The 11,781-nt window shown below is 71.7% G+C and carries 14 protein-coding genes; 8 read left to right on the forward strand and 6 right to left on the reverse strand.

Going from position 1 to position 11,781, the window contains the following annotated elements:
* The first annotated feature begins 128 nt into the window (after nucleotides 1-128).
* Both LJ221_RS08640 and LJ221_RS08645 read left to right on the forward strand, forming a co-directional pair.
* A complete protein-coding gene (locus LJ221_RS08640) occupies nucleotides 129-1,286 on the forward strand; it encodes an acyl-CoA dehydrogenase family protein (RefSeq protein ID WP_241715134.1) in 1,158 nt (385 codons plus the stop codon).
* 55 nt (nucleotides 1,287-1,341) lie between these two features.
* A complete protein-coding gene (locus tag LJ221_RS08645; protein ID WP_241715136.1) occupies nucleotides 1,342-2,265 on the forward strand; it encodes an acyl-CoA thioesterase II in 924 nt (307 codons plus the stop codon).
* An 8-nt stretch (nucleotides 2,266-2,273) separates the two neighbouring features.
* Here LJ221_RS08645 and LJ221_RS08650 read toward each other — a convergent pair whose 3' ends face one another.
* Nucleotides 2,274-3,068, reverse strand: coding sequence for a phosphatase (locus LJ221_RS08650; protein ID WP_241715137.1), 795 nt, complete (start codon nucleotides 3,066-3,068; stop codon nucleotides 2,274-2,276).
* Between the two features lie 191 nt (nucleotides 3,069-3,259).
* On the opposite strand from LJ221_RS08650, the gene speB reads away from it, so the two are divergent.
* On the forward strand, nucleotides 3,260-4,237 hold the full coding sequence (gene speB, locus LJ221_RS08655) for an agmatinase (protein ID WP_241715139.1): 978 nt from the start codon (nucleotides 3,260-3,262) through the stop codon (nucleotides 4,235-4,237).
* Between the two features lie 27 nt (nucleotides 4,238-4,264).
* Here speB and LJ221_RS08660 read toward each other — a convergent pair whose 3' ends face one another.
* Complete coding sequence (locus tag LJ221_RS08660; RefSeq protein WP_241715140.1) at nucleotides 4,265-4,417, reverse strand: hypothetical protein; 153 nt, start codon at nucleotides 4,415-4,417, stop codon at nucleotides 4,265-4,267.
* On the reverse strand, nucleotides 4,417-4,878 hold the full coding sequence (locus tag LJ221_RS08665; protein ID WP_241715141.1) for an ATP-binding protein: 462 nt from the start codon (nucleotides 4,876-4,878) through the stop codon (nucleotides 4,417-4,419). The genes LJ221_RS08660 and LJ221_RS08665 overlap by 1 nt, the downstream gene beginning before the upstream one ends.
* A 261-nt stretch (nucleotides 4,879-5,139) precedes the next feature.
* On the opposite strand from LJ221_RS08665, the gene LJ221_RS08670 reads away from it, so the two are divergent.
* Together LJ221_RS08670 and LJ221_RS08675 are read left to right on the forward strand one after the other, a co-directional pair.
* The gene (locus LJ221_RS08670) at nucleotides 5,140-5,994 is read left to right on the forward strand and encodes a helix-turn-helix transcriptional regulator (protein WP_241715142.1); all 855 of its coding nucleotides are present in this window, start codon (nucleotides 5,140-5,142) and stop codon (nucleotides 5,992-5,994) included.
* Between the two features lie 11 nt (nucleotides 5,995-6,005).
* Entirely contained in the window at nucleotides 6,006-6,206 is a 201-nt protein-coding gene (locus LJ221_RS08675) for a DUF397 domain-containing protein (RefSeq protein ID WP_241715143.1), read from the forward strand.
* A 98-nt stretch (nucleotides 6,207-6,304) separates the two neighbouring features.
* On the opposite strand, the gene LJ221_RS08680 is transcribed toward LJ221_RS08675, so the two are convergent.
* On the reverse strand, nucleotides 6,305-6,907 hold the full coding sequence (locus LJ221_RS08680) for a TetR/AcrR family transcriptional regulator (protein WP_241715144.1): 603 nt from the start codon (nucleotides 6,905-6,907) through the stop codon (nucleotides 6,305-6,307).
* A 71-nt stretch (nucleotides 6,908-6,978) separates the two neighbouring features.
* On the opposite strand from LJ221_RS08680, the gene LJ221_RS08685 reads away from it, so the two are divergent.
* Nucleotides 6,979-7,893, forward strand: coding sequence for an oxidoreductase (locus LJ221_RS08685; RefSeq protein WP_241715145.1), 915 nt, complete (start codon nucleotides 6,979-6,981; stop codon nucleotides 7,891-7,893).
* A 368-nt stretch (nucleotides 7,894-8,261) separates the two neighbouring features.
* Nucleotides 8,262-8,558 (forward strand): hypothetical protein, encoded by a 297-nt coding sequence (locus LJ221_RS08690; protein WP_241715146.1) that lies wholly within the window; start codon nucleotides 8,262-8,264, stop codon nucleotides 8,556-8,558.
* A gap of 279 nt (nucleotides 8,559-8,837) precedes the next feature.
* Here the strand turns inward: LJ221_RS08690 and LJ221_RS08695 are convergent, their stop codons facing one another.
* Together LJ221_RS08695 and LJ221_RS08700 are read right to left on the reverse strand one after the other, a co-directional pair.
* On the reverse strand, nucleotides 8,838-9,242 hold the full coding sequence (locus tag LJ221_RS08695; protein ID WP_241715147.1) for a type II toxin-antitoxin system VapC family toxin: 405 nt from the start codon (nucleotides 9,240-9,242) through the stop codon (nucleotides 8,838-8,840).
* Complete coding sequence (locus tag LJ221_RS08700; protein WP_241715148.1) at nucleotides 9,235-9,513, reverse strand: type II toxin-antitoxin system Phd/YefM family antitoxin; 279 nt, start codon at nucleotides 9,511-9,513, stop codon at nucleotides 9,235-9,237. The genes LJ221_RS08695 and LJ221_RS08700 overlap by 8 nt, the downstream gene beginning before the upstream one ends.
* Before the next feature lie 260 nt (nucleotides 9,514-9,773).
* Between LJ221_RS08700 and LJ221_RS08705 the strand changes: the two genes are divergently transcribed.
* On the forward strand, nucleotides 9,774-11,781 hold a 2,008-nt coding region (locus tag LJ221_RS08705), incomplete at its 3' end, for an ABC transporter ATP-binding protein (protein ID WP_241715154.1).

Below are 11,781 nucleotides of genomic sequence, written 5' to 3' on the forward strand. Positions count from 1 at the left end.
CAGCGGCGGACAACCGCGGGAACACCCCTGGACAGCCGATTCGCCCCTTCGGTAACTTGCGTCTGAGCAAGCGCTTGGTTTTTCCGGTCGGTTTTCCGGTCAATTTTCCGGCTCCAGGAGGCGATGACGTGCGTCGCACGGTGTTCAACGAGGACCACGAGGCGTTCCGCGAGACCATCCGCGACTTCATCGCCGCCGAGGTCGTGCCCCACTACGAGCAGTGGGAGAAGCAGGGCTACGTCCCCCGCGAGCTCTACCTCAAGCTCGGCGAGCTGGGCGTCTTCGGCATCGAGGTGCCCGAGGAGTACGGCGGCGCCGGCGAGACCAGCTTCAAGTACAGCGCCGTCATCTCCGAGGAGACCGCCCGCGCCGGCGTCAGCTTCGGCGGCTCCGGCGTCCACACCGCGCTGTGCCTGCCCTATCTGCTGAAGTACGCCAGCGAGGAGCAGAAGCGGCGCTGGCTGCCGCCCTTCGTCACCGGCGAGATGATGACCGCCATCGCCATGACCGAGCCCGGCGCCGGCTCGGACCTGGCCGGTATGAAGACCACCGCGAAGCTGTCGGAGGACGGCACGCACTACATACTCAACGGGGCCAAGACCTTCATCACCGGCGGCGTCCAGGCCGACCGCGTCCTGGTCTGCTGCCGCACCGCCCCGCCGGCCCCCGAGGACCGCCGCGGCGGCATCTCCATCCTGGTGGTGGACACCAGGAGCGAGGGCTACGCCGTCGGCCGCAACCTCGACAAGCTGGGCCTCAAGTCCTCCGACACCGCCGAGCTGTCCTTCACCGATGTCAAGGTCCCCGTGGAGGACCTGCTCGGCGAGGAGGGCGAGGCGTTCTCCTACCTCACCCACAACCTCCCGCAGGAGCGCCTGGGCATCGCCGTCGGCGCCTACGCGCAGTCCGCCGCCGCCGTCCGCTTCGCCCAGGAGTACGTCAGGGACCGCACCGTCTTCGGCAAGCCCGTGGCCTCCTTCCAGAACACCAAGTTCGTGCTCGCCGACTGCCGGGCGGACGTGGACGCCATGCAGGCGGTCGTGGACCGCGCGCTGGACGCCCTGGACGCCGGGGAGCTGCCCCCCGCCGACGCCGCCTCCGTCAAGCTGTTCACCACCGAGACCGCCGCCAAGGTCATCGACAGGTGCCTCCAGCTGCACGGCGGCTACGGCTACATGCGGGAGTACCCGATCTCGCGCCTGTACGCCGACACCCGCGTCACCCGCATCTACGGGGGCACCAGCGAGGTCATGCGGTCCATCATCGCCAAGTCGATGGGCCTGTGAGCGGCCCCGGCCCGGGCTGCCGGGCACGGAACCGAGTGGAGGAAACATCCCTTCCATGAGCGACAACGGCACGGACGGGGGCGCCGGACAGGCACCCCCGTCCGCCCTGCTGGACCTGGTCGGCCTGCTGGACCTGGAACGGATCGACCGCGACATCTTCCGCGGTCAGAGCCGCCAGGCGGTCATCCCCCGGGTCTTCGGCGGGCAGGTGGCCGCGCAGGCGCTCGTCGCGGCCTTCCGCACCGTCCCCGACGACCGGCTCGCGCACTCGCTGCACGCCTACTTCCTGCGCCCCGGCGACCCGGCCGCGCCGATCGTCTACACGGCCGACCGCATCCGCGACGGGCGCTCCTTCACCACCCGCCGGGTCGTCGCCGTCCAGCACGGGCAGCCGATCTTCCACCTGTCGGCGTCCTTCCAGACGCACGAGGACGGGCTGGAGCACCAGGAGCCGATGCCGGCCGCCCCGGACCCGGAGACACTGCCGAACTCCGCCGACCTGCTGCCGCGCCACGCCCACCTGTTCGGCGACCCCGGCGTCGCCGACCGCCTCGCCGAGGCGCGGGCGGCCGTCGATCTGCGCCACGTCACCCAGCCGCCGTACGCGACGGCCGGGCAGCCGCGCGAGCCGCGCTCCCAGGTGTGGTTCCGCACGGCCGGCAAGCTCGACGGCGACCTCGACCGGCCGATGCTCCACCTCTGCCTGGCCGCCTACGTCTCCGACATGAGCCTGCTGGAGCCCGTCCTGCTCGCCCACGGCCGCGGCGGCTGGGCGGTCGGGGACGTGGTGGGCGCGAGCCTGGACCACGCGATGTGGTTCCACCGCCCCTTCCGGGTGGACGAGTGGCTGCTGTACGACCAGTCCAGCCCCACCTCCCAGGCTGGCCGCGGGCTGGGCCACGGCCGGATCTTCACCGCCGACGGGCGGCTGGCGATCACGGTGATGCAGGAGGGCGTGGTGCGGGTGCCGCGCGGCTGAGGTCCGTGCTACGCGGGCGTCAGGCCCGCAGCCTCCAGCAGGTAGGCGGTCATCGGCTCGTAGTGGCGCGGATTGATCACGTGGTCGTCCAGGGGGACGGTGACCGCGAGGGTGCCCTCCGCCTCGCCGAGGAAGAGCGCCGGGTCGTTGCAGTCGGCGAAGCCGACCGTGGTGATGCCGCGCTGCGCCGCGCGGCCCGCCCAGCCGTGGTCGGCGAAGACCAGGTCCGGCAGCGGCTCGCCCTCGCGCTCAAGAGCGTCGAGGATCGCGGTCATCGGCTCGGGGGAGTGGGTGTGCCACAGCGTCGCCCCGCGCTCGTGCATCGCGATGTCGGCGAGCTGCACCACCACGCCCTGGTCCGCGACCAGCCCCAGCGGCACCCGTACGATCTCGCACCCGGCCAGTCGCAGCGCGTTCGCCACCTTGCTGTGCAGATCGATCAGCGCGCCCGGGTGGCCGGTGGCGAACAGCACCCGGTGGCCGGCCTCCGCCGCCTTGCGCAGCTCGACCGCTGCCCGGTCCAGGGCGGCCACCGTCAGCTCCGGGTCGATGGTGTCCTGGCCCTGGCGGTGCCCGGGGTCGTCGACGACCCCGCAGCGCTCGGCCATCACCGCCAGCACGTCCTGCTCGTCACCCCAGCGGTCGCCCAGTTCCAGGCCCAGCCAGTAGTGCCGGTCGCCGTTGGCCAGCCGGCGGTAGTGGTCCAGGTTGTTCTCGCGCGCAGTGGCGACGTCCCCGGCGATACGGGTGCGGACGAGGTGGTCGATCAGCTCGGGACGGGAGGGAGCGGCAGTTATCGGCATGGGGGCATTGTCACCCGAGGCGGCCCGCCGGGCGATCGGCTCGGGCCCGTGGCGTCCCGCCGTACGCCCGCCGCGCTCGCACACCGCCCAGACGCGCCCACCGCCTGATGTACAGGTCGTCCAAAATAGGATGGCCGGTTGTTGGATCCGTACATGTCCGCCGGGGCGGGCCCCTGCCTACCCTCGGCCGCATGAGCAGCGACCAGCAGCAGCCCCGCGGACCCGTCGACTCCTCCCGAGTCCCGCGCTTCGCGGGCCCGGCGACCTTCGCCCGCCTGCCCCGTCTGGACGAGGTGGGCCGCGCCGACGTCGCCGTCGTCGGGGTGCCCTTCGACTCGGGCGTCTCCTACCGGCCCGGCGCCCGCTTCGGCTCCAACGCCGTCCGTGAGGCCTCCCGCCTGCTGCGCCCCTACAACCCGGCCCAGGACGCCTCGCCCTTCGCGCTCGCCCAGGTCGCCGACGCGGGCGACATCGCCGCCAACCCCTTCGACATCCACGAGGCGGTCGAGACGGTGGAGCGGGCGGCCGGTGAACTGCTGGACACCGGCGCCCGGCTGATGACGCTCGGCGGCGACCACACCATCGCCCTGCCCCTGCTGCGCGCGGTGGCCCGCAGGCACGGCCCCGTCGCCCTGCTCCACTTCGACGCCCACCTGGACACCTGGGACACCTACTTCGGCGCCGAGTACACCCACGGCACGCCCTTCCGGCGCGCGGTGGAGGAGGGCATCCTCGACACCTCCGCGCTCTCCCACGTCGGCACCCGCGGCCCGCTGTACGGCAAGAAGGACCTCACCGACGACGCCAGGATGGGCTTCGGCATCGTCACCTCCGCCGACGTGATGCGGCGCGGCGTGGACGAGGTCGCCGACCAGCTCCGGCAGCGCATCGGCGACCGCCCGCTGTACGTCTCCATCGACATCGACTGCCTCGACCCGGCCCACGCCCCCGGCACCGGCACCCCGGAGGCGGGCGGCATGACCTCCCGCGAACTGCTGGAGATCCTGCGCGGACTGGCCTCCTGCAACCTGGTCTCGGCCGACGTGGTCGAGGTCGCCCCCGCCTACGACCACGCCGAGATCACCTCGGTGGCCGCGTCCCACACCGCCTACGAGCTGACGACGATCATGTCCCGGCAGATCGCGGCCGGCCGGGAGGGCCGGGCATAGCGGCGATCCCGCCCGACCGCCCCGTGGTCACCGGCCGTCCGCACGGTGGCCGCGGGAGCTGCCGAGGCAGGCGTCGCAGAGTTCGGCGGGCGGTGGCGGCGTCAGCGCGCGGGAGAGGACGACGCCGGTGACGGCGACACCGGCGGTGAAGGCCAGCAGGCCGAGGAACACGGCGCCCATCACGTCGCCCGGCCGGTGCGTGTGCCGCGCAGTTCGAACCACACGCTCTTGCCGGACGGTTGCAGCCCACCGTGCCACACCGTCCCCCAGGCGGCGGCGAGTTCCCGGACCAGGAGCAGGCCGCGGCCGTGCTCGGCCTCGGTCGGTACGCCGGCTCCGGGGGACGCGGGGGCGCCCGTGGTGTCGTCGTCCTGGACGGACACCCTGATCCGGTCCCTGCCGACCGTCGCCTCCAGGGTGAGCAGCGGCACCTTCGTGTGGAGGTGGACGTTCGAGACGACCTCGGAGACCAGCAGCCGGGCCGTCTCCGCCAGCGCCGAGTGGCCGGTGGCGTCGAGCAGTCCGGCCACCATGTCCCGTGCGACCTTCACGGTCTCCGGGATGTTCGGGGCCCGCAGTTCGTGAGTGCGGGCGCGCTGAAGCGCGTTGACGAGCACGGTGGCGGGTGTCGGGTCGGTCATGGTGCCCCCTGTGAACGGATACGGTCGCCGCTCGCGGCTCGCCACCGTGGCTCTGTCGCCCTCCCGAGCACGCCCAGGAGCGGGCACGGAGGGACGACCGCACTGCGGATTTACCGGCATGCGTAGCGGTACGGGTACGGACAGTAGGGTACACATGTGTACCGGTACAAGGTTGCGGAAGATTTTCCCTCGTGTGAGTGGCGTCGTGATATAGGTACGCGGCAGGCGCGAAGGCGGCTACGGAAAGGGACTGTTGGAGTCATGCCCCCAAGAGATGCCCCCACCGTCAGAGAGATGCGGTTGGGCGCGGAGCTGAGGAAACTCCGGGAGCGGGCGGGCAAAACCGCCCGGGAGACCGCCGGTCTGCTCGGTGTCGACCACGCGAGGGTGAGCAACATCGAGTCGGGGCGTATGGGGATCAGCGAAGAGCGCATCCGCCGTCTCGCCACCTTCTACGCCTGCATGGACGCCGAGTATGTCGATGCCCTCTGCGCCATCGCGCGGGAGCGGCGCGGAGCGTTCTGGTGGGAGGAATACCGCGGCGTCCTGCATCCTGCCTTCCTGGATATCGCCGAGTTGGAGCACCACGCCGCCTACCTGCGGTCCATCCAGACGCTCTCGATGCCCGGGCTTCTCCAGACGGAGGAGTACGCGCGGACCCTGTTCAGCAGTGTGGTGACGAGCCTGCCGGTCGAGGAGATCGATGCGAGGGTCGAGTACCGGATGAGGCGCCAGGCGATCCTGGACAGAGACAGTCCCCCACCGCTCGACGTGGTCATCCACGAAGCGGCTCTGCGAATGCGCTTCGGCGGCCGCGAGGTGACCCAAGGGCAGCTTCGGCGTCTTCTGGAGGCGTCCGAGCGCCCTGCGGTCACGATCCGGGTCATGCCCTTCAGCACCGAGCGGTTCATCGAGGTGACGCAGCCGATCCTCTATGCGGGAGGGCTCGTTCCCCAACTGGACACCGTTCAGATGGACACCCATCTGGGCGGAAGCTACTGGGACGCGGAGGCAGAGCTTCAGCGGCACCGGAAGCTGCTCGACGTGGCGGAGAACGTCTCGCTCGGGGAAGAGGAGTCGAAGGACGTCATCCATCGCATCGCGCGAGAACTGTGAGGGAGTCCGGTATGGCCGAAGAGTTCGAATGGCAGAAGTCCTCGTTCTCGGGAAACGAGGGACCCAACTGCGTGGAGGTCGCGCGGCGGGGCGACGACGTGCTCATACGGGAGAGCGACGAGCCGGGGCCCGTCCTCGCCACGAGCCGGGCGGGCCTGGCCGCGTTCGTCGCGGGGATCAAGGCCGGGGAGTTCGACCGCTTCGCGCGCTGATCCCCTCGCGTCAGGGGGTGCCGCCCGTCGGCACCCCCTGACGCGAGGGTGCCACGGCGGCCGAGGCCTGCGCCGGACGTACGCCCGGCGGGCGGGGATCAGCGGGGCCTGAGGCCGTGCAGCAGGTGGTGGATCAGGTCGTCGGTCATGCCGAGGGCCTCGGCCGGGTCGAGGATGCCGCCCGCCGCGAAGCCGGCGATGCCGTGGAGGGCGGCGCCGGTGAAGAGGGTGAGGCGTTTCGGGGCGGCCTCGACGATCTCGCCGCGCCGCTGGGCGTCCGCGATCACCCGCTCGAAGACGCCCACCGCCCGGTCGACCCCGGCGGCCATCCGCTCGGCGGCCCCGGGTTCGTGCTTGCGGGCGTACATGAGGGCCAGGAGTTCGGCGTTCTCGGCGGCGAAGGCGAGGTAGGCGCGGGCGAGGGCGGTCAGGCGGGGCTGGAGCGGGAGTGCGGGCTCGTCGGCACCCTCCAGGACTCGGGCCAGCCGTTCGTAGCCGCCCAGGGCCAGGGCGTCGAGCAGGGCCTGCTTGTCCTTGAAGTGGCGGCCGGGCGCCGCGTGGCTGACGCCGGTCTCGCGGGCGAGTTCGCGCAGGGACAGGGAGGCGACCCCCTTCTCCCGCAGGGTGCGCTCGGCGCTCTCCAGCAGGGCGGCGCGCAGGTCGCCGTGGTGGTAGGGGCGGCTCCGGGACATACGGTCCATCGTATCCCGATGTTGACGGCGACATCTTTGTTGTCTTTGCCATCATTGTTGTCATCGTCTACTTTGGGGTCATGGCAACCGACCAGAGCAAGCGATGGAACACCGACCTCCTCCCTGATCTCGCCGGCCGCACGGCCGTCGTCACGGGCGCCAACAGCGGCATCGGACGCACCGCGGCGGACGCGCTGGCCCGCGCGGGCGCGCATGTGGTGTTCGCCGTGCGGGACGTGGAGCGGGGCCGCGCGGCGGCGGCGACGGTGGACGGCGGTACGGAGGTGCTCCGTCTGGACCTGGCGGACCTGTCCTCCGTGCGCGGTTTCGCGGAGGACTGGCAGGACCGCCCCCTGGACCTGCTGATCAACAACGCCGGTGTGATGATGACCCCGCGGCGGCGCACGCGGGACGGCTTCGAGATGCAGTTCGGCACGAACCACCTCGGCCACTTCGCGCTGACGAACCTGCTCCTGCCCCACGTCACCGACCGCGTCGTCACGCTGGCCTCCGCCGCGCACCGCTGGGGTGGCGCGAGAATCCGGTTCGACGATCCGAACATGGAGGCGGGTTACTCCCCGCAGGGCGCCTACGCCCAGTCCAAGCTGGCGAACCTCCTGTTCACCCTGGAACTCCAGCGCCGCCTGACGGAGTCGGGTTCCCCGGTCCGCGCCCTGGCCGCCCACCCCGGGTACGCGGCCACCAACCTCCAGAGCCACGCGGCGAACCCCCTCACCCGCGCCGTCATGCGGTTCGGCAACAGGTTCCTCGCCCAGGACGACCGGGCGGGCGCCCTGCCGACCCTGTACGCGGCGACGGCCGACCTGCCCGGCGCGAGCTACGTCGGCCCGGACGGGGTGATGGAGGGGCGGGGCGGGCCGACGCTGGTGGGGCGTAGCGCGGCGGCGAGCGATCCGGTGGCGGCGCGGCGGCTGTGGGCGATGTCGGAGGAGATGACGGGGGTCCGCTTCCCGGTGGTGCCCGCGAGGCGCTGAGGCGCCCGCCCGGGCGGACGGGGTGGTCGCGGCGGCTGTTGCGGGTGCAATTGCTTTCGGGGATGCGATCGCGGCACTTCACGGCACTTCGCGTCGCGCCGCGGGCTCCGCCGACCCGAACCCCCTGCTTTCGGTCACCTTTGGCGCGGTGCGTATCCGGACGTATGCACAGCGTTTCGAATCCGGTGAAGGTGATCGATCGTAACGTCGCTGGTGATCAGTGTGTCGGCCCTGTACCCCCGGGGGTTACAGCAGGCTACTCACTTAACACACAACGTTACTCGAAATGATCGTCGAAGGTGCGTCCGGCGTCGCTTCCCGACAGACTCGCATTCGCTGTCCGTTACGACCCGACGGAAGGACGCGTCATGCGGAACCCGGTGAAGTGCGCCCTGGTGAGCGGCCTGCTGGCCGCGGGCACGCTCGCCCCGCTGTGCGGTGCGGCGCTCGCGGCGCCGGCACCCCGCGCGCCCTCGGCGCTGGTGCTCGCCGCCGCGCCGGAGCGCACGGGGGAAGCGGACGGCGCGGACACACCGGTCTGCGCCCCTGAGGACTCCGAAAGCTCCGGAAGTCCGGGGAACTCCGGAAGCCGTTCCGTGCCGGGGGTCCTCTGCTCGTGGCCGGACGGCACGGAAGGATCCGGCGCGGAGGTGTTCGCCATCTGACGAAACCTTCCGGCGGAAACCGGGGTCCTCACCATCTGGGACCCCGCTGAAGCGGCCGGTCGCCGTGCACGCCCCGGACGGGCGGCGCGAGCGGTCCGGCGGGCCTCGCGGTCACCTCCTCACCGCGGGGCGGGCCGATCGAGCGGACGGGCGGGGGGCTGGTCCTGTGGGGGGTGCCGGCGCGCACCGCCCGTCCACGCCGCGGCCCACCGAGGGCGCGGTCCGGAGAGTATGCCTGGCTCCTCGGGCCGCGCCCCCTTTGCTCGCCTCCGAGGTGGATCAGACGGCGACGACGGTGAGCAGGCGATCGAGCCCCTTGAAGTCATCGGGGTTGCGAGTGAACAGCGGCAGACCGTGGATTGAGGCGATCGAAGCGATCATCAGGTCCATGCGGCGCGGCCGCGGGTCACGTCCGATGGCGATCGTCAGTGTCACAAACGTGCCGTAGCGCGCTGTGGCTTCCTTGTCGAAGGGGAGGGGTTCGAAATCGGCGGTGGCCGCGGCCAGTACTTCGCTTCGCGCCGCCCGGGCGACCGGGTCCCCTGCCATGGCGACTCCCTGGTGCAGTTCGGCAAGGGTGATGGCGGTGAGTTCGGGGACAAGGGGGAGTCGCTCGGCCGGCAGCAGGTCGAGATCGATGTACGCGCAGGTGTCGAGAACTCCTGCCTGGTGGCGGTCAGCCACGATGACGCTCCCAGGGGTCCTCGTCGCCGACACGGTCCTCCCCGCCGAAGAACTCGTCGGCCTCCCTCCGCATGGCGGCGTAATCGATGCGAGGCAGTTTCCGATGTTTGGCCACCAACTCCTCCGCGGTCATCTTGCGCCTGCGCGCGAGAGGGCGCAGCTCGGCGATCTCTATGCCGTTTCTGGTGATGTGGTAAGTCTCACCCGCTTCGACAGCGTTCATCACGGCGGCGGAGTTGTTGCGGAACTCGCGCTGATTGATGACCTTCATGGAGGCAGTGTAGCACTGAGAGTCACAAGGTGCTACATCTGCTTCGGTCAGTCCGCCCTCCCTCCAGCGGGATGAAATACGGTCGCCCGCGCGTTGATCCACCGGTGAAGTGGACACACAGGGCGACACGCGGTCGCACACGGCGACGCACGGCCAGCGGGAGGTAACCGGAAGTGGCGGGTACGCAGGCGGGGGAGACCGGGAAAGCCGGGGACACGGGGGAGGCCGGGGACGCGCGGCGGCCGGGCTGGGCACGGCGGCTGACCGCGTACTGCTGGCGCTACCGCCGCAACGTGCTGCTGTCGCTGGGCGCCTCGCTCGCCGGCATGGCCGTGATGGCGCTCGTCCCCCTGGTCACCAAGGTGGTCATCGACGACTTCATCGTCGACGGAGACACCGGCGGCGGAGGCGGGCTCGGCCTGTGGATCGGGCTGCTGGTCGTCGCCGCGGTCGCGGTGTACGGGCTGACGTACGTGCGCCGCTACTACGGAGGCAGGCTCGCGCTCGACGTCCAGCACGACCTGCGCACCGAGATGTACGACTCCATCGCCCGCCTCGACGGGCGGCGGCAGGACGAGCTGTCCACCGGTCAGGTCGTCGGGCGCGGCACCAGCGACCTCCAGCTCATCCAGGGCCTGCTGTTCATGACGCCGATGATGATCGGCAACATCCTGCTCTTCGTCATCTCGCTGATCGTGATGGTCTCGCTCTCGCCGCTGCTGACGCTGGTGGCGCTGGCCGTCGCGCCCGCCCTGACGTTCATCGCCCGGCGCAGCCGCGACCGGCTCTTCCCCGCCAGCTGGTACGCCCAGGCCCAGGCCGGCGCCGTGGCGGGCGTGGTGGACGGGGCCGTCGGCGGTGTCCGCGTGGTCAAGGGCTTCGGCCAGGAGGAGCAGGAGACCGGCAAGCTGCGCTCGGCCGGCCGCGAGCTGTTCGCCGCCCGGCTGCGCACGGTGAAGCTGAACGCGCGCTATACCCCCGCGCTGCAGGCCGTCCCCGCCCTCGGCCAGGTCGCGATGCTCGCTTTCGGCGGCTGGATGGCCACCCGCGGCCAGATCACCCTGGGCACCTTCGTCGCCTTCTCCACCTACCTCGCCCAGCTCGTCGGGCCGGTGCGGATGCTGACCATGATGCTGACGGTCGGCCAGCAGGCGCGGGCGGGCGTCGAGCGCGTCCTGGAGCTGATCGACACCGAACCGGCCGTTCGCGAGAGCGAGAACGCCCGTGAGCTGCCGCCGGACGCCCCCGCCACCGTCGAGTTCGACCGCGTCGGCTTCTCCTACGACACCGGAGCCGCCGCGCGGCCGGTGCTGGAGGACTTCTCGCTGAGCATCTCGCCCGGCGAGACCGTCGCCGTCGTCGGCACCTCCGGCAGCGGCAAGTCCACCGTCTCGCTGCTGCTGCCGCGCTTCTACGACGTGACCTTTGGTGCGGTGCGGGTCGGCGGCCACGACGTGCGCGAGCTGACCTCCGCCTCGCTGCGCGCGGCCATCGGCCTGGTGCCCGAGCACAGCTTCCTGTTCTCCGACACCGTCCGCGCCAACATCGCCTACGGCCACCCCGACGCCACCGACGAGCAGGTGCGGGCCGCCGCGCGCGCCGCCCAGGCCGACGGCTTCGTCTCCGACCTGCCCGACGGCTACGACACCGCCGTCGGCGAGCAGGGACTGACTCTCTCCGGCGGCCAGCGCCAGCGCATCGCCCTGGCCCGCGCCATCCTGTCCGACCCCAGGCTGCTGGTGCTGGACGACGCGACCTCCGCCGTGGACGCCCGCGTGGAGCACGAGATCCACGAGGCGCTACGCGGGGTGATGGCCGGCCGCACCACCCTGCTGATCGCCCACCGCCGCTCCACCCTCTCCCTGGCCGACCGCATCGCCGTGCTCGACGGAGGGCGGCTGGTGGACGTCGGCACCGACGCCGAACTCCAGGAGCGCTGCGAGCTGTACCGCGGGCTGCTCAGCGACCCCGACGGGCTGGGCGGCGTCGAGCGGGACCCGGCCGGGCGGGCCGCCGCGGCCCGGGACGCCTCCGGGGCGGGCTCGCAGGACGGCGAGTCCGACGGCCGGGTCGACGGCGTCACCCCCGACCTGTGGATCCGGGAGGGGGACCCGGAGGACACCACCGCCACCACCCCCGGCGCGCCCGCCCCCGCCACCGGCGGGCCGGGCAGTGTGCTCATCACCGGAGGCACGGGCGGCATCGGCGCGGCCCTGGCCCGCCACCTCGTCACCCACCACGGCGCACAAGACCTGCTGCTCGTGTCCC

The organism is Streptomyces sp. CNQ085, from assembly GCF_022614595.1.
Taxonomy (GTDB): domain Bacteria; phylum Actinomycetota; class Actinomycetes; order Streptomycetales; family Streptomycetaceae; genus Streptomyces.